Source organism: Curtobacterium sp. BRD11, from assembly GCF_031844345.1.
Lineage (GTDB): Bacteria > Actinomycetota > Actinomycetes > Actinomycetales > Microbacteriaceae > Curtobacterium.
This window is the reverse complement of record NZ_JAUZUZ010000002.1, coordinates 421,158-441,137: the sequence shown is the minus strand read 5'-3', so window position 1 is coordinate 441,137 and position 19,980 is coordinate 421,158. Positions and strand designations below refer to the sequence as shown.

General features: G+C 71.6%; 20 protein-coding genes and 3 tRNA genes. 11 read left to right on the top strand and 12 right to left on the bottom strand.

From position 1 onward, the window contains the following. Window positions 1-20: 20 nt before the first annotated feature. The 7 genes from Q9R28_RS06735 to tilS all read right to left on the bottom strand — a co-directional run bounded on the left by Q9R28_RS06735 (window position 21) and on the right by tilS (window position 6,170). Window positions 21-512, bottom strand: a complete 492-nt coding sequence (locus Q9R28_RS06735) for a DUF3180 domain-containing protein (protein WP_311205731.1) — start codon at window positions 510-512, stop codon at window positions 21-23. After that, entirely contained in the window at window positions 509-1,042 is a 534-nt protein-coding gene (gene folK / locus Q9R28_RS06730; RefSeq protein WP_311205730.1) for a 2-amino-4-hydroxy-6-hydroxymethyldihydropteridine diphosphokinase, read from the bottom strand. The genes Q9R28_RS06735 and folK overlap by 4 nt, the downstream gene beginning before the upstream one ends. Further along, complete coding sequence (folB, locus tag Q9R28_RS06725; protein ID WP_066651406.1) at window positions 1,039-1,428, bottom strand: dihydroneopterin aldolase; 390 nt, start codon at window positions 1,426-1,428, stop codon at window positions 1,039-1,041. Before folB ends, folK begins: the two co-directional genes overlap by 4 nt. Next, complete coding sequence (gene folP, locus Q9R28_RS06720; protein WP_311205729.1) at window positions 1,425-2,429, bottom strand: dihydropteroate synthase; 1,005 nt, start codon at window positions 2,427-2,429, stop codon at window positions 1,425-1,427. Before folP ends, folB begins: the two co-directional genes overlap by 4 nt. Before the next feature lie 6 nt (window positions 2,430-2,435). Then, the gene (gene ftsH, locus Q9R28_RS06715; RefSeq protein WP_066651404.1) at window positions 2,436-4,424 is read right to left on the bottom strand and encodes an ATP-dependent zinc metalloprotease FtsH; all 1,989 of its coding nucleotides are present in this window, start codon (window positions 4,422-4,424) and stop codon (window positions 2,436-2,438) included. Window positions 4,425-4,589: 165 nt separating this feature from the next. Further along, a complete protein-coding gene (hpt, locus tag Q9R28_RS06710; RefSeq protein WP_031272831.1) occupies window positions 4,590-5,141 on the bottom strand; it encodes a hypoxanthine phosphoribosyltransferase in 552 nt (183 codons plus the stop codon). A gap of 9 nt (window positions 5,142-5,150) precedes the next feature. Beyond that, window positions 5,151-6,170 carry a tRNA lysidine(34) synthetase TilS gene (gene tilS / locus Q9R28_RS06705; RefSeq protein WP_311205728.1) on the bottom strand — a complete coding sequence of 340 codons (1,020 nt, stop codon included), beginning with the start codon at window positions 6,168-6,170 and terminating at the stop codon, window positions 5,151-5,153. Window positions 6,171-6,221: 51 nt separating this feature from the next. Here tilS and Q9R28_RS06700 point away from each other — a divergent pair, with 51 nt between their 5' ends. Further along, window positions 6,222-6,713, top strand: a complete 492-nt coding sequence (locus Q9R28_RS06700) for an inorganic diphosphatase (protein WP_066651400.1) — start codon at window positions 6,222-6,224, stop codon at window positions 6,711-6,713. 119 nt (window positions 6,714-6,832) lie between these two features. Here Q9R28_RS06700 and Q9R28_RS06695 read toward each other — a convergent pair whose 3' ends face one another. Further along, window positions 6,833-8,299, bottom strand: coding sequence for an NlpC/P60 family protein (locus Q9R28_RS06695; protein WP_251160036.1), 1,467 nt, complete (start codon window positions 8,297-8,299; stop codon window positions 6,833-6,835). Between the two features lie 33 nt (window positions 8,300-8,332). After that, window positions 8,333-9,616: a M23 family metallopeptidase gene (locus Q9R28_RS06690; RefSeq protein ID WP_066651398.1), complete on the bottom strand. Its 1,284-nt coding sequence runs from the start codon at window positions 9,614-9,616 to the stop codon at window positions 8,333-8,335. A 255-nt stretch (window positions 9,617-9,871) separates the two neighbouring features. Between Q9R28_RS06690 and Q9R28_RS06685 the strand changes: the two genes are divergently transcribed. The 3 genes from Q9R28_RS06685 (at window position 9,872) to Q9R28_RS06675 (ending at window position 10,145) form a co-directional block, all read left to right on the top strand. After that, window positions 9,872-9,944, top strand: a tRNA-Glu gene (locus Q9R28_RS06685). Between the two features lie 50 nt (window positions 9,945-9,994). Further along, window positions 9,995-10,071, top strand: a tRNA-Asp gene (locus Q9R28_RS06680). Between the two features lies 1 nt (window position 10,072). Then, window positions 10,073-10,145, top strand: a tRNA-Phe gene (locus tag Q9R28_RS06675). Between the two features lie 171 nt (window positions 10,146-10,316). Here the strand turns inward: Q9R28_RS06675 and Q9R28_RS06670 are convergent. Next, window positions 10,317-11,327, bottom strand: coding sequence for an aldo/keto reductase family protein (locus tag Q9R28_RS06670; protein ID WP_311205727.1), 1,011 nt, complete (start codon window positions 11,325-11,327; stop codon window positions 10,317-10,319). Window positions 11,328-11,538: 211 nt separating this feature from the next. Here Q9R28_RS06670 and Q9R28_RS06665 point away from each other — a divergent pair, with 211 nt between their 5' ends. Both Q9R28_RS06665 and Q9R28_RS06660 read left to right on the top strand, forming a co-directional pair. Further along, the gene (locus tag Q9R28_RS06665) at window positions 11,539-12,195 is read left to right on the top strand and encodes a hypothetical protein (protein ID WP_311205726.1); all 657 of its coding nucleotides are present in this window, start codon (window positions 11,539-11,541) and stop codon (window positions 12,193-12,195) included. Between the two features lie 58 nt (window positions 12,196-12,253). Beyond that, window positions 12,254-13,249, top strand: a complete 996-nt coding sequence (locus Q9R28_RS06660) for an SDR family oxidoreductase (RefSeq protein WP_271826624.1) — start codon at window positions 12,254-12,256, stop codon at window positions 13,247-13,249. Window positions 13,250-13,503: 254 nt separating this feature from the next. Here Q9R28_RS06660 and rocD read toward each other — a convergent pair whose 3' ends face one another. After that, a complete protein-coding gene (rocD, locus tag Q9R28_RS06655; RefSeq protein WP_311205725.1) occupies window positions 13,504-14,775 on the bottom strand; it encodes an ornithine--oxo-acid transaminase in 1,272 nt (423 codons plus the stop codon). Between the two features lie 2 nt (window positions 14,776-14,777). Further along, a complete protein-coding gene (gene ddaH, locus Q9R28_RS06650) occupies window positions 14,778-15,665 on the bottom strand; it encodes a dimethylargininase (protein ID WP_209684620.1) in 888 nt (295 codons plus the stop codon). A 235-nt stretch (window positions 15,666-15,900) separates the two neighbouring features. Between ddaH and Q9R28_RS06645 the strand changes: the two genes are divergently transcribed. The 5 genes from Q9R28_RS06645 to Q9R28_RS06625 all read left to right on the top strand — a co-directional run bounded on the left by Q9R28_RS06645 (window position 15,901) and on the right by Q9R28_RS06625 (window position 19,970). Further along, complete coding sequence (locus tag Q9R28_RS06645; protein ID WP_058729711.1) at window positions 15,901-16,338, top strand: Lrp/AsnC family transcriptional regulator; 438 nt, start codon at window positions 15,901-15,903, stop codon at window positions 16,336-16,338. Window positions 16,339-16,449: 111 nt separating this feature from the next. Continuing rightward, window positions 16,450-16,821 carry a hypothetical protein gene (locus tag Q9R28_RS06640; protein WP_066651391.1) on the top strand — a complete coding sequence of 124 codons (372 nt, stop codon included), beginning with the start codon at window positions 16,450-16,452 and terminating at the stop codon, window positions 16,819-16,821. A 27-nt stretch (window positions 16,822-16,848) separates the two neighbouring features. After that, entirely contained in the window at window positions 16,849-17,679 is an 831-nt protein-coding gene (locus Q9R28_RS06635; RefSeq protein WP_066651387.1) for a nitroreductase family protein, read from the top strand. After that, a complete protein-coding gene (locus tag Q9R28_RS06630; protein WP_251154326.1) occupies window positions 17,676-18,458 on the top strand; it encodes a DUF2071 domain-containing protein in 783 nt (260 codons plus the stop codon). The genes Q9R28_RS06635 and Q9R28_RS06630 overlap by 4 nt, the downstream gene beginning before the upstream one ends. An 84-nt stretch (window positions 18,459-18,542) precedes the next feature. Then, window positions 18,543-19,970, top strand: coding sequence for a hypothetical protein (locus tag Q9R28_RS06625; RefSeq protein ID WP_311205724.1), 1,428 nt, complete (start codon window positions 18,543-18,545; stop codon window positions 19,968-19,970). Window positions 19,971-19,980 lie beyond the last annotated feature (10 nt).

The window sequence follows — 19,980 nt, the reverse complement described above, 5'->3', positions numbered from 1 at the left end:
CGGCCTCCTGCGGTCGTCGGTCAGTTCGCCGTCGTCCCGCCCCGCGGCAGGTCGTCGTCGTCGTCGTCGCCCGGTGGCGGCGCCATGCACATCCGCTCGGCGACGAGCGCACACACCACGAGCACGAGACCGCCCCCGACCGCGACGGCGTTCGGCAGGACCGAGCCTAGCGGCGGCAGGGCCGACCTGGTCAGGAGGTACAGCAACAGTCCGGCCGCGAACGCCCCGAAGAGCGCACCGGCCAGGCTCGAGGCCTTCGCCAGGACGACCACGCGCGTGGCGTAGAGCGGGTCGACGGGGTGCTGCCGGGTCGCGCCGTCGCGGGCGTGGCGGCGCACGGGTCGGGCCATCGCGACGACCGCGACGCCGATCAGCGCGAGCGTCACCCCGAGGGGCGTCGAGAGCAGCAGGGTGGGCGCCTGGCGCGAGGCCAGGACGGCGTCGAGCGCGAACCCGGCGACGACGGCGACGACCGCGACGCTGATCAGGGTGGAGGCGCGGGTGGGGTTCACGCGGCGGACCCCGACCCGGGAACGGCGTCGAAGAGCCGGGGCTCGTCGACGCGCTCGGTGTCGTCGCCGAGTCCGTCGAGCAGATCCGCGACGCGTCCGGCGCCGGGCAGGACCGCGTCCGGGTCGGCGTCGAGCCACGGTGCGAGCACGAACGCCCGCTCCCCCGCTCGCGGGTGCGGGACGGTCAGCGTCCCGGTGTCGATCAGCAGGTCGTCGACGGCGATCACGTCGAGGTCGAGGGTGCGGTCGCCCCAGCGGACCTCGCGGGTGCGTCCGTGGTCGTCCTCGATGCGGTGCAGGGCGTCGAGCAGGTCGTGCGGCGCCAGGTCGGTGTCGACCACGACGACGGCGTTGCGGTACCGGGGCTTGCTGTCGTCGAGCCCGTCGAGCGTCAGGGCGACGGACTCGACCTCGTGGCTCGACGCCACCGGCCGGATGCCCGGCACGGCCGCGATCGCCTGCGCCGCGGCCCGCAGGGTGCTCCCGCGGTCCCCGAGGTTCGCACCGAGGGCGATGACCGCCCGGCTCACTCTTCTTCCTCGTGGGACACCGATCCCCCGCGGGTGCGGCGGATCGTGATCGAGACGTCGGAGAACGGCACCGTGATCGGCGCCTGGGGCTTGTGCACGGTGACCTCGACCGCGAGCGCCGCCCGGTGGGTGAGGACCGCGGACGCGATGCGCTCGGCGAGGGTCTCGATGAGGTCGACGGGCCCGCCCTCGATCTCGGCCACGACCTGCTCGGCGACGACCCCGTAGTGCACGGTGTCGGCCAGGTCGTCGGACCCCGACGACACCCGGGCGTCGACCTCGACCGCGACGTCGACGACGAAGTCCTGGCCGTCGGCGCGCTCGTGGTCGAACACGCCGTGGTTCCCCCGGGCACGGACCCCGGTCAGTCGGATGGTGTCCCTCACGATCGTGCTGCCCTCCAGGCATCCCAGACGTCGAGCACCGCACGGGTCGGTGCGGGGTCGTGCACGCGCACACCCCACGCGCCGCGTTCGGCGGCGAGCAGGCTGATGGCGGCGGTGGCGAGGTCGCGGTCGCGCGGCGGTGCGCCGGCAGCGCTGCCGACACCGTCGAGGAACCGCTTGCGGGAGGCGGCGACGAGCACCGGCAGACCGCTCGAGGCGAAGCGCTCGTACCCGGCCAGGATCTCCCAGTTCTGGGCGCCGTACTTGGCGAAGCCGAGGCCGGGGTCGATGACCACCTGCTCCTCGCGGACCCCGAGGACGATCAGTTCGGCGACGCGGAGCTCGACCTCGCGCCGGACCTCCTCGACCGCGTGCGCGTACTCGGCGTTCCGGTGCATCCGGTCGTTGTGCCCACGCCAGTGCATCACGACGAAGCCGGCACCGGTGTCGCGCACGACCCTCGCCATGTCGTCATCGGCGAGGCCGCCCGAGACGTCGTTGACGATCGCGGCGCCGGCCTCGACCGCGCGCTCGGCGGTCGACGCGTTCATGGTGTCGACGCTCACCGCGATGCCCTCGGACACGAGCTGCCGGACGACCGGCAGGACGCGCTGCTGCTCGACCGCCACGGGCACCCGGTCGGCACCGGGTCGGGTCGACTCGCCGCCGACGTCGACCAGGTCCGCTCCGGCGCCCACGAGGTCGCGGGCGTGCGCGATCGCGGCGTCGACCGCCAGGTGAAGACCGCCGTCGCTGAACGAGTCCGGCGTGACGTTGAGGATGCCCATCACCCGCGTGCGGTCGTCCGGTCCGCCGGCGCTGCCGTTCGACGCGCGGTCACGCCGACGGCCGGTCACGATCTCGGGCACCGGTGCCGGTGCACGGAGGTCGATCGCGACCGTCGGCGGTTCCGCCGCGGCGGTCCGCGCCTCGTGCTCGGCGGCACGGGCGCGGTCCGCCTCGGCGAGGCGACGGGAGCGTCTCGTCGGCAGGTCGGTCATGCCGGCCTACGCGGGGGCGATACCGGGGTTGCCGAACGGGCGACGACGGGGCTTCGACGACGACTCGGTGTCGCCCTGCTCCGCCGCGGTCGACGCAGCCTTGCCCGGGAACTCGATCGCAGGCAGGTTCGAGACCGGACGACGGTCGCTCGAGAGCCACTGCGGGCGCTCCGGGAGCTTGCGGACGTCCTTGAAGATCTCGACGAGCTCCGGCGCGTCCAGCGTCTCCTTGTCGAGGAGCTCGCCGGCCAGGCGGTCGAGGATGTCGCGGTTGTCGTTGAGCACCTGGTAGGCCTCGTCGTGCGCCGCCTCGAGCAGGGCACGGGTCTCGGCGTCGACCGTCTCGGCGATGTTCTCCGAGTAGTCGCGTCCGCTGCTGCCGCCCATCTCGCGGCCGACGAACGGCTCGCTCGAGCCCGACCCGAGCTTGACGGAACCGACGGCACGGCTCATGCCGTACTCGGTGACCATCTTGCGTGCGGTCGACGTGGCCTTCTCGATGTCGTTCGACGCACCCGTGGTCGGGTCGTGGAACACGATCTCCTCGGCGACGCGGCCACCCATGGCGTAGGTGAGCTGGTCGAGGAGCTCGTTGCGGGTCACGGAGTACTTGTCCTCGAGCGGGAGCACCATCGTGTAGCCGAGGGCGCGACCACGCGGCAGGATCGTGATCTTCGTCACCGGGTCGGTGTGGCGCATCGCGGCGGCGGCCAGGGCGTGACCACCCTCGTGGTACGCCGTGATCAGCTTCTCCTGGTCGGACATGATGCGCGTGCGGCGCTGCGGACCCGCCATGACGCGGTCGACGGCCTCGTCCAGGGCGCGGTTGTCGATGAGCTGCGCGTTCGACCGGGCGGTGAGCAGGGCGGCCTCGTTGAGGACGTTCGCCAGGTCGGCACCGGTGAAGCCCGGCGTCTTGCGGGCGAGGAGCTCGAGGTCGACGCTCGCAGCGAGCGGCTTGCCCTTCGCGTGCACCTCGAGGATCTGCTTGCGGCCCTGCAGGCTCGGGGCGTCGACGCCGATCTGGCGGTCGAAGCGGCCCGGACGCAGGAGCGCGGGGTCGAGGACGTCGGGGCGGTTCGTCGCCGCGATGAGGATGACGTTCGTCTTGCCGTCGAAGCCGTCCATCTCGACGAGGAGCTGGTTCAGCGTCTGCTCGCGCTCGTCGTTGCCACCGCCGATGCCGGCGCCACGGTGGCGGCCCACGGCGTCGATCTCGTCGATGAAGACGATCGCGGGGGCGTTCTGCTTGGCCTGCTCGAACAGGTCACGGACGCGGCTCGCACCGACACCGACGAACATCTCGACGAAGTCCGAACCGGAGATCGAGTAGAACGGCACGCCGGCCTCGCCCGCGACGGCGCGTGCGAGCAGGGTCTTGCCGGTGCCGGGAGGGCCGTACAGCAGCACGCCCTTCGGGATCTTCGCGCCGACCGCCTGGAACTTCGCGGGCTCCTGCAGGAACTCCTTGATCTCGTGGAGCTCCTCGATCGCCTCGTCCGAACCGGCGACGTCGGCGAAGGTGACCTGCGGGTTCTCCTTGTTGTTCATCTTCGCGCGCGACTTGCCGAACTGCATGACCTTCGAGCCGCCGCCCTGGGCACTCGAGAGCAGGAACCAGAACAGGGCGCCGATGATGAGGAACGGCAGGATGATCCCGAGGAGCGACAGGAACCAGTTGCCCTGGTTCACCACGTCGTTGTACCCGTCGGGCAGGTTCGCGTCGTTGACGGCCGAGACGACCTCTTCGCCACGCGGCGTGGAGTAGTAGAACTGCTCCTTCGCGTTGCCGTCCTTGAGGGTCAGGTCGACGCGCTGCTCGGTCGAGTTGACGACCACGGACGAGACCTTGCCGTCGGCGAGCTGCTCGAGACCCTTCTGGGTGTCGATCTGCTGCGTGCCGGACTGTGCGATCACGCTCCAGCCGATGAAGATGCCGACCAGCGCGATGAGCACGTAGAGGTACGGGCCGCGGAAGATGCGCTTGAAGTTCATGTGATCCGGGCGCGGTGGCCCGACACCTTTCTCTGCCGGAGTTGCGTGGAGGTCAGCATACGGCGGTGACTCTGTGGCGAGAATGGGTGTCCTCTGCGGGCGAACTCCACCCGTGCCCGGAGGGAGCCGTACGGGCCGCCCGTGGTCCGGACGGCCCGGCGGGCCTCAGGAGTAGACGTGCGGCGCGAGGACGCCGATGCCGCGCAGGTTGCGGTAGCGCTCGTCGAAGTCCAGGCCGTAGCCGACCACGAACGCGTCGGGGATCTCGAAGCCGGCGTACTTCACGTCGACCTCGACCTTGGCGGCCTCGGGCTTGCGGAGCAGCGCGACGATCTCGACGCTCGCGGCCCCGCGGGACTCGAGGTTCTGCTTCAGCCAGGACAGCGTCAGGCCGGAGTCGATGATGTCCTCGACGATGATGACGTCGCGGCCGTGCAGGTCGGTGTCGAGGTCCTTGAGGATCCGCACGACGCCGGACGACTTCGTGCCGGAGCCGTACGACGAGACCGCCATCCAGTCCATGCGCGCCTGCATCTTGAGGTGCCGCGAGAAGTCCGCCATGACCATGACGGCGCCCTTCAGCACGCCGACGAGCAGCGGGTCCTTCCCCGCGTAGTCACGGTCGACCACCGCGGCGAGTTCGGCGAGCTTCTCGTCGATCTGCTCGGGGGTGAAGAGCACTTCGGACAGGTCTGCCTGGACGTCGGAGAGTTCCACCAGAGCACTCTAACGGGCGGCGAACGCGATGCGCTCGCCCTCGCGCGACGCCCGGACCCCCGGCAGGTCGACCGGGCCCTGCCCGCGCCAGTCGGTCACGAGCCGGCAGACCTCGAGCGTCTGCGTGCGGGACAGCGTCACACCGAACTCTCCCTCGACGGCCAGGCGGACGAGTCGCTGCCGGAGCGCCGGCGGGTTCGCCAGCAGCTCCGGCACGGAGAGCGAGATGCCTGCCTCGGAGTGCTCGGCGAGGTCCTCCGCCATCTCCTCGGCGAAGTGGTCGAGTGCCGCGGCGTCCTCGCGGAGCTGCTCGGCGGTGCGGGCGAGCGCCTCGGGCACCCCCGCACCGAGCTCCCGCTCGAGCGCCGGCATCAGCGTGTTCCGGACGCGCACCCGTGCGTACGCGGGGTCGTCGTTCTGCGGGTCGTCCCACGGCACGAGGCCCGCGGCGACCGCCGCCTGCCGGGTCGTGTGCCGGCGGACACCGAGGAGCGGCCGGCCGTACGCCGGCCCGGTCGCGCGTCGCGCGAGCGGCGGCATGCCGGACAGCGCGTCCGGGCCGCTGCCCCGCAGCAGGCCGAGCAGCACGGTCTCGGCCTGGTCGTCGAGCGTGTGGCCGAACAGCACCAGGGGTGACCCGGTGTCGGCGGCGACCTCCGCGACGGCGGCGTGCCGTGCCTCCCGGGCGGCGCCCTCCGGACCACCGTCCGTGCCGACCGCGACCCTGCGGACCGTCACCGGGTCGAGACCCACCGACGCGGCCGTCCGGGAGGCACGGCTCGCCACCGCCTCGCTGCCCGCCTGGAGCGCGTGGTCGACCACGACCGCGCCGGCCCGCAGGTCCTGCTTCGGTGCCTCGAACGCGGTGGCCGCGGCGAGCGCGAGCGAGTCCGCTCCCCCGCTCAGCGCGACCGTGACCAGGTCGCCGCGGTGCAGCAGCCCCTCGTCACGAGCCTGGGCGAGGAGCGTCCGGACCGCCAGCCGGGTCGCGGCGACGGCCGGGTCCAACCGGGGACGCGGAGTGTTCACCCGGTAACGTTAGCCGCGCTTTCTTCCCGCACATGAGACCAGGAGCGCACCATGACCGCGTACGACGTCGTCGTCGAGATCCCCAAGGGCAGCCGCAACAAGTACGAGGTCGACCACGAGACCGGTCGTGTGTACCTCGACCGCGTGCTGTTCACGTCCTTCGTCTACCCGACCGACTACGGGTTCTTCGAGAACACGCTGGCCGACGACGGCGACCCCGTGGACGCGCTCCTGCTGCTCGAGTACCCGGTGTTCCCGGGCGTCGGCGTGAAGGTCCGCCCCGTCGGTGTCTTCAAGATGAGCGACGAGGCCGGCAACGACGCGAAGGTCCTCGTGGTCCCCGCGAAGGACCCGCGCTGGCAGCACATCCAGGACATCTCGGACGTCGACGAGCAGACCAAGGCCGAGATCGCGCACTTCTTCGAGCGCTACAAGGACCTCGAGCCGAACAAGTGGGTCAAGGCCGACGGCTGGGGCGACGCCGCCGAGGCCGAGGCGATCGTGCAGGCCGGCCAGGCCGCGTACGTGCCCGCCGGTCACTGACGCTCGCACGCACGACGGCGCCCGCGCTCCCCTCGGGGAGCGCGGGCGCTGTCGTTCGTGCTGGTCGCCGGTCGCTCGGACTCCGATCGCCGGTGCCGGTCGCCGGCCGGTCGCTCGGGCTAGAGCGAGCCGCTCGGGCGGGCGACGTACGGCAGGAGCTGGTTCGGCAACCAGATGCCGCGCTCGACCACGCCGACACCGGGGCGGGCGGCCTCGACCATCGTGCCGTAGCTCGTGACGATGCTGTCGTGGTAGGCGCCGGAGACGCTGCCGTTCGACGAGTAGAAGAGGATGTCGCCCGGCTGGCGCTGCGACAGCGGGACGAGCCGGCCGATCGACGCGAAGTGGTTGTACTGCCAGACGACGTTGTGCCCGCCGGTCGCGATGCCCTGCGAGTTGTACGCCATCATCACCAGGCCGGAGCAGTCCCAGGTGCTCGGGCCCGCCCCGCCCATCAGGTACGGCTTGCCGAGCTGGGCGCGGGCGTACGCGATGGCACCGGCGGCCTTCGACGGGCTCGAGACCGGTGCCGGTGCGGGGGCCGGAGCGGGGGCCGGCGCCGGCGCGGGGGCCGGAGCAGGCGCGGGCGCGGGCGCCGGACGTGACGGGGTCGTGTTCGGCTGCGTCGTGCTCGGGCGCGACGGGCTCGTGCTCGGGCGCGAGGGGCTCGTGTTCGGGCGCGAGGGGCTCGTGTTCGGCTGCGTCGTGCTCGGCTGGTTCGAGCTCGGGCGCGACGGCACGGACGGCGACGCGGGGTCGCTGCTGCCACCGGAGTCGCCGGCGCTGGGTGCCGTGTCACGGGAGGCGGCGGCGGTCCTCGCAGCGAGCTGCTGCTCGGCCCGCTTCGCCTGCTGCTCGTTCCAGTACGCCGTCTCGGTCGCCTTGCTCGTCCCCTTGAGGAACGCCAGCTGGTCGAGCACCTCGGACTGCTCGTCCTGCTGCTGCTGCACCCGGGCACGAGCCGAGGCGGACGCGTCGTTGGCGTCGTCGAGGGCACGCTCGGACTTCGTGGTGGCTGCGGCGAGGGCCTTCGTCGCCGCCGACTGCTGCGCGGCGATCGACTCGACGGTGTTCTGGTCGGTCTGTGCCTGCGCGAGCACACGGGCCGAACGCTCGGACAGGTGCGAGACCGTTCCCACGCGGTAGAGCAGGTCCTTCGCGTCCGAGGCGTCGACGAGCATCGAGGTCGACAGGTCACCGCCGCCCGTGCGGGAGAGCTCGACCACGAGCCCGGCGACCTGGGCCGCCGACTCGTCCGCCCGCCGCTCGGCACGCTTCGCCTGCGCCGTCAGGTCGTCGAGGGACGCCTGCGCCTCCTGCTGCTGCGACACCGCCATCGCGTAGTCCTGCGCCGCCTGGAGCTCGGAGACCTCGGCGCTGTCCGCGGCGTCCTGCAGCGTCTGCAGCCGGGCACTCAGCTCGTCCGCCGTCGTCTGGGCCTGCGCCGTGTCGGCCTTCGCCTGGCGCACGTCGTCCCAGCTCGGGGCCGAGGGAGCTGCCTGGGCGGGACCGGCGAGGACGACCGACAGACCGATGCCGAGGACGGCGACGACCGCGGTGCAGCCGGACAGGGTGGAGGGCTTCATGTCTCGCTCAGGGCCTCTCGACGGCGCTGTTGCTCATACCGAGATCCCCCGCGCTGCCATGAAGGGGACCGGGTCGACGGCGGAGCCGTTCACCCGGGTCTCGAAGTGGAGGTGGCATCCGGTCGACCAACCGGTCGAGCCGATCTTCGCGATCTGCTGTCCGGCCTCGACGTGCTGCCCGACGGAGACGAGGATGCCGCCGTCGACGATGTGCCCGTAGGCGGTGGAGATGCCGCCGCCGTTGTCGAGGACGACCTCGTTGCCGTAGCCGCCGCCGTTGGCCGCGAACGTCACCGTGCCGGCGTGGGCGGCGTAGATCGGGGCGTAGCAGGCGGGCGCGAGGTCGACGCCGGCGTGCAGTGCCCGGTAGTGGGTGTACGGGTCGACGCGGTAGCCGTACGGGCTCGTCTGGTACCCGCCGGCGGGACGGACCCACCCGGAGGAGTTCGGGGCCCCGCCGCCGGAGCCGCCCTGGCCCGTCGCGGCCGCCTGCTCGGCAGCCTTCGCGGCCGCCGCAGCCCGGGCCGCCTCACGGGCCTTCTCGGCAGCGACGCCCTTGTCGTACTCGGCCTCGACGTCCTTCGCGTTCGTGGTCAGCAGGGTGAGCTGCGCCTCGAGGCGGGCCTTGTTGTCCGCCTGCGCGTCGACCGCGGTCTGTGCCCGGTCGGCGGCGTCCTGGGCCGCCTGCATCTTCGCCTGGGCCGCGTCGGCGAGGGTGCCGAGGGCCTCCTTCGCCTGCTCGGCGCGGTCGGCGAGGCCCTGGGCGACACCGCGGTCCTGCGAGGCCTGCGAGTAGATGCCGTCGGCCTGCTCCGTGAGCTTCGACATCGCGCCGAGCTCGTAGAGCAGGTCACCCGAGTCGGACGGGTGCGTGAGGATGTCGGTCGTCACGTCGTTCGCACTCGCGCGACCGAGCTGCGCGGCGAGCTGGCCGGCCTGCTCCTCGGAACGCTTCGCGGTGCGGTCGGCGTCGTCCGCCTGGTGCTGCAGCGTCTGCTGCTCGAGCGTCGCCGCGTCGTACTTCGTCTGCGCCGTCTGGTAGGCCGTGCCGGCTGCCTCGGACTCCTGCTGCGCGGCCGATGCCTTCGCGGTCAGGTCCTGCAGGAGCGCCTTGATCTCGGTGACCTTGGCCTGCTGGGCGTCCTTCGATGCCTTGGCCTGCTCGACGTCCGACCAGCTGGGGTACCCGGCAGCCGATGCCGCGGAGACCGGGCCGACCGCGGCGAGTGCCCCGGCGGAGAGCACGACGGCGACCGCGGCGGCGATCACGCGGCGGCGGGAGCGGGGGCGGGGGATGCGGTGGGGTGCAGGCGACATGGTCTCGGTTTCGTAACGGTGCGGCGAGGCTCGGGCACGCCACACTGTCAACAGACGCAACAGTAACAACACGGGTCACGGCAGGGACACCCCCGAGCGAGGGCCTCGGCCGCCCATGATGGTCGCACCGAGCGCCCGACCGATGCCCACGGGGACGGCGCGACACGCCGGGGATGCAGGCTCGGGGGCACTCGATTTGTGCATCACGCAGAGCGTCCGTATGCTTGACTCCCGGTAGCGCACGGCGCAGCTTGCGGCCCTATCGTTTAGTGGCCTAGGACACCGCCCTTTCACGGCGGCAGCACGGGTTCGAATCCCGTTGGGGTCACTCCACGTGAGTGAGCAAGCAGCAGTACGACACCGAACACAACACAATATGGCCCTGTAGCGCAGTTGGTTAGCGTGCCGCCCTGTCACGGCGGAGGTCGCGGGTTCAAGTCCCGTCAGGGTCGCCACGGCTGGATAGCTCAGTTGGTAGAGCGTTCGACTGAAAATCGAAAGGTCCACGGATCGATGCCGTGTCCAGCCACGGTGAAGAGCCCCTCACGAGAGTGAGGGGCTCTTCTGCGTTCCCGGCCGTCGCTCGTCGCACTTCGGGGGCTCGACCTGCTCGCGCACAACGAGAAGCACGTCGCGCCACGGACTTCCCTGGCGCGACGTGCTTCCGGTTGTGCAGCCGGACCGCTGCGGCTTCGCAGCCTCAGGCCTCGCGGGTCTTCGGGCTGCTGTCGTTCGTCTTCGCCGGGTCGCGCTCGACGACCGACCCGAGGGCGTCGTCGATGCGGGACATCAGCTCCGCGGGGATCTGCACCCCGGCAGCGCCGGCGTTGTCGTGCACCTGCTCCGGACGCGAGGCACCGATGATCGCCGACGCCACGTTCTCGTTCTGCAGCACCCAGGCCACCGCGAGCTGCGCCATCGACAGGCTCAGCTCGTCCGCGATCGGCTTGAGCTCCTGCACCGCCGAGAGCGTCTCGTCGTTCATGAAGCGCTCGATCATCTTCGCGCCGCCCTTGTCGTCGGTGGCGCGCGAGCCCCCGGGCAGCGGCTGACCGGGCTGGTACTTGCCCGTCAGGACGCCCTGCGCGATCGGGGACCAGACGATCTGCGAGATCCCGAGCTCCTTCGACGCGGGGACGACCTCGCCCTCGATGACCCGCCAGAGCGCCGAGTACTGCGGCTGGTTCGAGATGAGCTGGAACCCGAGGTCCTTCGCGAGCTCGGCCCCGGCCCGGAGCTGGTCCGCGGTCCACTCCGAGACGCCGACGTACAGGACCTTTCCCTGCCGCACGACGTCGGCGAAGGCCTGCATCGTCTCCTCGAGCGGCGTCTCGTGGTCGAAGCGGTGCGCCTGGTACAGGTCGACGTAGTCGGTCTGCAGCCGCTCGAGCGAGCCGTCGATCGACTCGAGGATGTGCTTCCGGCTCAGCCCGGTGTCGTTGTGCCCCTTCGGGCCGGTCGGACCGAAGACCTTCGTGGCGATCTCGAGGGACTGGCGCCGCTCCCCCTTGAGCGCCTCGCCGAGGACGGTCTCGGCCCCGGTGTTGGCGTAGACGTCGGCGGTGTCGAACGTCGAGATGCCGACGTCGAGCGCGGCCCGGACGCAGGCGATCGCCGCGTCGTTCTCGACCTGGGATGCGTGGGTGAGCCAGTTGCCGTAGGTGATCTCGGAGACCTTGAGGCCCGAGTTGCCGAGGTAGCGGTACTCCATGTGCGTGTCACTCCTGTCGTGGAGCGCGTCGGTGCGCCCCGACCCGTGACGGTAGTCCGTGGATGTCGTGCTGCGTCCCACTCGCCGTACGCCGACCGGTACGGTGATGTATCAGGAGCAGGCCGCACAAGACGAAACCCCGGCGATGTGGCACGGGCCAGGGATCGTTCCGGGGTCTTCACGAACGAGTGTACAGGGAGGTGGAGGTCTGGTGGGAGCAGCGACCGAGCGCGACGATGCCGTGATCGCACTGCTGACCGACGCGAGGCTGACCTCGTACGTGCGCTCGACCCGCACGCGGTCGGGAGCGATGCGGTTGTACGAGTGGAACCTCCGCGCCGCGTCCGCGGTGATGGAGTTGACGGGTGCCGTCGAGGTCATCGCCCGGAACGCGTTGGACCGCGAGCTCACCTCGTGGGCCGATCGGAGGAACGTCGGCGACCGGCTCGACGAGGCTCCGCTCGACCCACGAGGCAGGCAGGACGTCGTCAAGGCTGCCGAGCGGGCGGCACGCGGCGGGTCCCGTGATCGGCACGACCGCCTCGTGGCCGAGTTGAGCTTCGGGTTCTGGCGGTACCTGCTCAGCTCCAGGTACCACGCATCGCTCTGGGTCCCCGACCTCCATCGAGCGTTCCCGCGCGGCCCGGTCGAGCTCCGATTCCGGCGGCGCGAGGTCGAAGGACGGATGCATCGATTGCACCTGGCTCGGAACCGCGCCGTGCACCACGAACCGATCCACCAGCGGGACCTCCACCGTGACCTCGACGATGCGCTCGAGCTGCTCGGCTGGATCCACCCCGCCGCCGCCGAGTGGGCGGCGGACGTGACGTCGCTCAGCGCGGTCCTCGACGCCCGACCCAGCGGATGAGGGGCAGGATCGCAGGGGCGCGGTGCACAGCGGCACCGCCGGGAGCAAGGGAGCATCCATGTCGGGACCGAGCGTGCTGTTCATCGGCGGCAGCGGCATCATCAGCGCCGCGTGCGTCCGCGAAGCCGTCGAGCAGGGGTACGACGTCACCGTGCTCAACCGGGGCACGACCGACAAGCGGCCGATCCCGGATGCCGTGGCGCGCCTCCAGGCCGACGTATCGGACCGCACCGCGCTGGAAGCCGCGATCGGTGACCAGCACTGGGACGTCGTCATCGACTTCGTGGCGTTCACGCCCGACCAGGTGCAGCGGGACATCGAGGTGTTCACGGGTCGCACGAACCAGTACGTCTTCATCTCGTCGGCCTCGGCGTACCAGACGCCCGCGACGCACCTGCCGATCACCGAGTCGACGCCGCTGAAGAACCCGTTCTGGCAGTACTCCCGCGACAAGATCGCGTGCGAGGACCTGCTCACGAAGGCGTACCGCGAGGACGACTTCCCGATGACGATCATCCGGCCGTCGCACACCTACGACGAGACCCTCGTGCCGTTCTCCGGCGGGTGGACGGTGCTCGGACGGATGCGTGCAGGCAAGCCGATCGTCGTGACCGGCGACGGCAGCTCGCTGTGGACGATCACGCACGCGCGGGACTTCGCGGTCGGGTTCGTCGGGCTGCTCGACCGTGCCGAGGCGATCGGCGAGGCGTTCCACATCACCGGCGACGAGGCCCCGACCTGGGACCGCATCGCCCACGAGCTGGCGGCGGCCGCGGGGGTCGAGGACCTCCAGCTCGTGCACGTCCCGGCCGACGCGATCGACGCGCTCGACGCCGACTGGGGCGCGAGCCTGCTCGGGGACAAGGCGAACACCTCGGTGTTCGACAACACGAAGGTGCAGACGCTCGTGCCCGAGTTCGCGCAGACGACGTCGATCCGGCAGGGCGCGCGGGAGATCGTCGCGTGGTTCGACGCCGACCCGTCGCGCCAGGTGACGGACGAGCGGCTCGACGGACTGATGGACCAGCTCGTCGAGCGGTGGCAGGTGCGCTGACGCGGGGCGGTGCGGCGCGCGCGGCCCGCACGGCGCGACGTGCGCGGCGCACGGCGCGAGGCGCCGGTGCACAACCGGCGGCACGTCGCGCCACGGAATCGCGTGGCGCGACGTGCCTCCGGTTGTGCCGACGGGTGCAGACGCGCGCGGTGAGCGGCGCGGGCGCGGTGGGCGACGCGGGCGCGGCCGAGCGCGACGGACGGGAGGCGCGGCACCCGCTGGCACCGCGCCTCCCGTCCGTCGGGTGGTCGCGTCTATCGCGCGGCCAGCACCTCGCCGAGGGTCCCGATCGCCAGACGCACCTCGTCGTCGGTGACGACGAGCGGCGGCGCGAAGCGGATCGTCGCCCCGTGCGTGTCCTTCACGAGCACGCCGCGGTCGGCCAGGTCGTGCGCGATCTCCTTGCCGGTGCCGAGCGCGGGGTCGATGTCGATCCCCGCCCAGAGTCCGGCGACCCGGTGCGAGACGACCCCGTGCCCGACGAGCTCGTCGAGCAGCCCACGGAGCAGCGGTTCGCCGTCGAGCGCGCGATGCTGGAACGTGCCCTCGCCGAGCATCGCGACGACCTCGGACCCGACGGCGGCCGCGAGCGGGTTGCCGCCGAACGTCGATCCGTGTTCGCCGGGACGCAGGACGCCGAGCACCTCGCGGGAGCCGACGACGGCCGACACCGGGACGATGCCGCCGCCCAGGGCCTTGCCGAGCGTGATCAGGTCGGGTCGGACACCGACACGCGAGACGGCCAGGGTGTGCCCGGTGCGCCCGAGCCCGGACTGGATCTCGTCGGCGACGAACAGCGCACCGAACTCGTCGCAGACCGCGCGGACCTCGGGCAGGTAGGACTCGGGCGGGATGACCACGCCGCCCTCGCCCTGGATCGGCTCGAGCAGGACGGCGACGACGGTCTCGTCCATCGCCTCCCGCAGGGCCGCTGCATCGCCGTACGGCACCGTGCGGAAGCCCGGCGTGTACGGGCCGAAGTCCTCGCGGGCCGAGGGGTCGTCCGAGAACGACACGATCGTGGTGGTGCGCCCGTGGAAGTTCCCGGACGCGACGATGATCGTGGCCTGCCCGGCCGGCACGCCCTTGACGCGGTAGCCCCAGGCGCGCGACACCTTGATCGCGGACTCGACGGCCTCGGCCCCGGTGTTCATCGGGAGCACGAGTTCGGTGTCGGTCAGCGATGCCAGAGCGGCGGCGAAGGGTCCGAGCCGGTCGTTCACGAACGCGCGGCTCGTCAGGGTCACCCGGTCGAGCTGGGCCCGGGCGGCGTCGAGCAGCCGGGGGTTGCCGTGGCCGAAGTTCACCGCGGAGTACGCGGCGAGTCCGTCCAGGTAGCGCTTGCCGTCGACGTCGGTCACCCACGCACCCTGGCCGGACGCGATGACGACCGGCAGCGGGCTGTAGTTGTGGGCGAGGGAGCGGTCCTCGACGGCGAGCGCGGCGGCGGTGGCACCACCGGCTGCGGTGGCGTCGCCGGACGCGCCGGCACCCGCGTGGGTGCCGGCTCCGGTCGCGGTGCTCACGGTTACCGCGCGACCGAGGTGCCGGTGCCGACGGGGTGCAGGTCGAGCGTGCAGCACTTCACGCCGCCGCCGCCGAGCAGCAGCTCGGACAGGTCGACGCCGATCGGGTTGTAGCCCTTCTCACGCAGCTGCTCGGCGAAGGTCGTCGCACGCGATGCGATCACGACGTTGTAGCCGTCGGAGTACGAGTTGAGGCCGAGGATCGCGGCGTCCTCCTCGGTCGCGATGACCGCGTCGGGGAAGCGCTCGCGCAGGATCGCCAGCGAGGGCTCGTCGAAGGCGCTCTCCAGGTAGGCGATGTTCGAACGGCCGGTCGCGTCGGGCTCCGGGTCGAGCACGGCGATGGCGGTGTCGAGGTGGTAGAAGCTCGGGTTGATGAGCTTGAGGGTGACGACCTCGCGGCCGTAGATGCGGGCGAGCTCCTCGTGCGAGGTGCTGTCGGAGCGGAACCCCGTGCCGGCGAAGATCGTGTCGCCGATGAGCAGGAAGTCGCCCTCGCCCTCGTTGGTCTCCTCGGGCTCCGCGACGGTGAGGCCGGCGCTGCGGAACCAGTCCATGTACGCGGGTCCCTCGGGCTGGCGCTCGGGGTACTGGAACTTCGCGCCGTACGCGACGCCGTCGAGCACGAAGCCGCCGTTGGCCGCGTAGACCATGTCCGGCAGGCCCTCGATCGGCTCGATGTACGAGATGTCGAAGCCGAGCTGCTCGTAGACGTCGACGAGCGACTGCCACTGCTCGACGGCCTTCGACGTGTCGGTCGGCTCCTCGGGGTGCATCCACGGGTTGATCCGGTAGCTCACCGTGTAGTGCGTCGGCTTGCACATCAGGATCGTGCGCTTCGTGGCGACACGGGCCGGTGCGGCCTGCGGTTCGGTTGCGGTGTTCGACATCAGTCCTCCTGGGACCGGGGCCCGAGCCTGCCAGGAACCACCACGGGTGAAGCACTCCGATGAGATGCAGGCTCACTCACCGCAGCGGACCAGGTCGACGCCAGCAGCAGTCTGACACGAACGGTCCGATCGGTGCAGTACCCCCTCCACGAGCGCATGGCACCCGTTCGGGTGACGCACGATTCCTGCGTCGGACGCACCTGGCTCGCAAGAACCCCGCGTACGATCGACGAACATGGACACGCTCGACCACCGCATCCTGGACCAGCTCCGGGAGAACGCCCGAGCCGGCTACGGCGACATCGGGTCGGTGGTCGGCCTCTCCGCGTCGGCGGTCAAGCGTCGGGTCGATCGCCTGGTCGCCGACGGGGTCATCCAGGGCTTCACGATCAAGGTCGACCCCGCGGTCGAGGACCGCGGGACCGAGGCCTGGGTCGAGCTGTACTGCCGCGGCACCGTCTCCCCCGACGAGCTCCGCACGCTGCTCGACACCGTGCCCGAGGTCGTGGACGCCGGGACCGTCACCGGCAGCGCCGACGCCGTCGTGCACATGCGCTCCCGTGACCTGCCGGCGCTCGAGCTCGCACTCGACCGGGTGCGCCTGGCCCCGCAGGTCGACCACACCCGCAGCGCCATCGTCCTGTCGAAGCTCGTCTCCCGCGAGTCCGCGTAGCCCCCGTCTCCTCCGCGGAACGCAACGTCGGCGACGGTGCGCAGCGGCACAGCGGTCCGAGGGAGCGCCCTCGTTGCGTCTTGCGAGCGTCCCGCGCGTAGGGTCGCGGTCGTGGGGATCGGGAGGACGGCCGGGAGGCGCGGCGCCACGCCCACGCGTCCGCCGGCGGCCCGCCGCCTGGTCGCCGCAGCCGCCGCCGCGTACGTCGCGAACTGCCTCTGGGGCACCGCGGTCGCGGTCCGGGTCATCCGCACGGAGAAGCTCCGCGTCGTGCACCACGGCCTCTTCGTCGTGACCGCGACGCTGACCGGGGTCGCCGCGACCACCCCGGCCTGGACACGGGACCGCTCCGCACTGTTCCTGCTGCCGGCGCTCGTCCCCCTCGCCCTCGCTCCACGCACGAACCCCCGCTCCGGAGCACACTGGAGAGTCGCGGTCGCCGCCGCACCGTCCTACCTGGGGGCGTTGCTCGCACGGCGCTGACCGCGACGACGAGACACGAGGGATGCAGTGGAGCTCTTCGAGGCCATCCGACGCCGGCGCACGACCAACGGGGCGTTCCTGCCCGACCCGGTGTCCGAGGAGCACCAGCGGCTGCTGATGGAGCTCGCAGGACGTGCACCCTCGCAGTTGAACAGCCAACCGTGGCGCTTCGTCATCGTCGAGGAGCGCGACACCATCGACCGCATCGCCGACATCAGCGGTCGGTCGATGACGCAGACGATGGCCGAGGGGTCCTTCTTCACGCGCTACCGTCCGTACTTCCGGTTCTCGCAGGCCGAGATGGACGAACGTCGGGACGGGATGCTGTTCGACAAGCTGCCGGGACCGCTCAAGCCCTTCACGAAGCAGGTGTTCACCAAGCGCGGGCAGCTCCTCATGAACACGCTCCGGGTACCGCAGACCCTCGGCGAGGAGAACCGGAAGCTCGTCGCCGGGTCGCCGCTCCTGCTCGGGGTGATGCTCGACCGCGACGAGTACCGGAAGGAGGCGCGCAACGCCTTCTACTCCGTGTTCAGCATGGGCGCGGCGATGGAGAACGTCTGGCTCGCGACGACCGAGCTCGGCCTCGGGATCCAGTTCGTGTCCTTCCCGATGGAGGTCGAGGAGGCCTGGGCCGAGGTCGAGCGGCTCCTCGCGGTGCCGCCGGAACTCGAGCTGATGGCCGTCTACCGGATCGGCTACCTGCCGCCGGAGCGTCGACGTCCCGCCATCGACTGGGTGTCGAACGAGCGGAAGCGCCCGTCGCAGTACGTGTTCCGCGGGACCTGCGCCACCCCGCAGCAGGGGTGGGACGACGCGCCGGACGCTGCCCGCGCGACCGACGGGACCGTCTCGTGACCGCCGGACAGCGGGGCGGGGGCGAGCCGGGCCTCCCGGCCGTCTCGCCGGAGGCACCGCCCCTGCGCGGGACGCCGTGGATCTCGCAGGACTGGCTCGACGTGGTCTTCGTGCACTGGCGCGTCGACGTGTCGGCGGTGGCACCGCTGCTGCCCGCCGGAGCGCACCCGGACACGATGGCGCCGGACGGGACGGACGACGGCGCGACCACCTGGGTGGGCCTCATCGGGTTCCGCTTCACGGACACGCGCTTCCCGCCGCTCGGCGGGCTCGGACGGGCCGGCAGTGTCGGCGACTTCGTCGAGGTCAACGTGCGCGTCTACACGTGCGACGACCAGGGCCGTCGGGGCGTCGCGTTCCTGTCGCTGGACGCCGGGAAGCTCCTGCCGACGATCGGCGCACGGGTCGCGACGGGCCTGCCGTACTGGTGGGCGCACGCGGCGATCCGGAAGACCGACGGCCGGGTGGGCTACGCGATGCGTCGGCACGGGACGCACCTGCGGTCGACCTTCGACGTCCGGGTGGGCGACGCGGTCGACGAGCCGACGCCCCTCGAGACGTTCCTGACGGCACGGTGGGGCATGCACGTGCGCCGGGTCGGCGCGACGCGCTACTGGCCGAACGAGCACGAGTCGTGGCCGCTGTACCGGGCGTCCCTCGTGTCGCTGCGGGACGACCTGGTGGCGGCTGCGGGGCTGCCCTTCGGACTGTCCGGACTGGAGCCGGACTCGGTGCTGTACTCGCCGGGGGTGACCACGCGGTTCGGGCGAGGACGCTGAGCATCACACTCGGCATGATGACAGCATCCCGTATTCCACATACATAGCCTTTCGGAGTCCGTTGAGTCTCCGAAAGGGAACAGCATGAACCTCCGCCCACTCACCGTCGGATCCGCCGTGGTCCTCGCGAGCTGCATCGCCGTCGGCGCTGCGAGCTCCGGCGCGTTCGCCGCGCCCGAGCAGCACGCTCGGTCGGCGGCATCGTCCGCGACGACGGCCCGATCCGCCATCACCGACGTCCAGCAGACCCCGCAGCGGGTCGGCGACCAGCAGTGGGTCGAGGTGCGCGTCACCGTCGACGCACCGACGGTCGTGCGCCTCCTCGACCCGTCGGGTGAGCCCGTCGCCGCGAAGAGCGGCGATCCTCGGAAGCAGGTCGTGTTCCAGGTGAAGCCCACCGGTCAGGACACTGCGCGCTACGCGGTGGACACCGGGCAGTCCTCGGCCGTCCGCGTCGTCGACCTCGACTTCCGCGGCCTCCCCCTGTCCGCGCCGCTCGACCTCAGCTCGGAGCGCCGCCTGGAGGAGATCGCCCGTGCGGTCGCACACGGCCAGTTCGTCCACGAGATGCGGTACGACGCGCTCCCGGGCGCCGAGGTGACGGTCGTGGCCAACGGCCGCTCGGAGGTCGTCACGGCCTCGGGTGACGGTGTCGCGACGGTCCGCGTCGAGTTCCGCGCGGGTGACAACCAGGTGCGGGCGAAGCAGGCGCTCGGGGAGAAGGAGTCGCTCGAGTCCGACGACCACTACACGTTCGGCGGCGGGTCGAGCGGCGGCGGCGAGACGCCCGGTGACGGCAACGGCGGCGGCTCCGGCGGTGGTGAGCAGCCCGGCGACGGCAACGGCGGCGGCAACGGCGGCGAACAGCCCGGCGACGGCAACGGCGGCGGCGAGCAGGTCGACCCCCGGTCGCTGCGTCTCGACCAGCAGCAGGGCGCCGAGCTCACCCCGAAGGACGGCAAGATCACCCTCTCCGGCCGCGCCTCCGCCGGCTGGATCACCGTCTACGGCAGCGGCGAACAGGTCCTCGCCACCACCCAGGTCAAGGACGGCCGCTGGTCCGCCGACATCCCCGCGACCACCGGCCCCCAGATCGCGATCGTCGCGCTCTCCGCCACCGAACACGGCGCACCCGTCACCAACGAACGACTGAGCTACCTCGTCCGCGAGACCGGCGAACAGCCCGGCGACGGCAACGGCGGCGGCGAGACGCCCGGTGACGGCAACGGCGGCGGCGAGCAGTCGCCCGCCGAGCTCGCGGTCGACCAGTCGGGGGCGGTGCAGCTCGACTCGGAGGGCTTCGTCACCTACACGGGCACAGCTCCGGGCAAGACGGTCCTGGTCCTCGCCAACGGGAAGCCGGTCGGTGAGTACACCGTCCGCGACGGCCGCTTCGCGGCGAAGGTCTACCAGGCGCCCGGCCGGTACAAGCTGACCTTCCTCGCCAAGACGAACCCGGAAGCCAGCATGTGGGACCGGCTCACGACCACCGAGGTCACCGTCGAACGCTGACCAGGTCGCG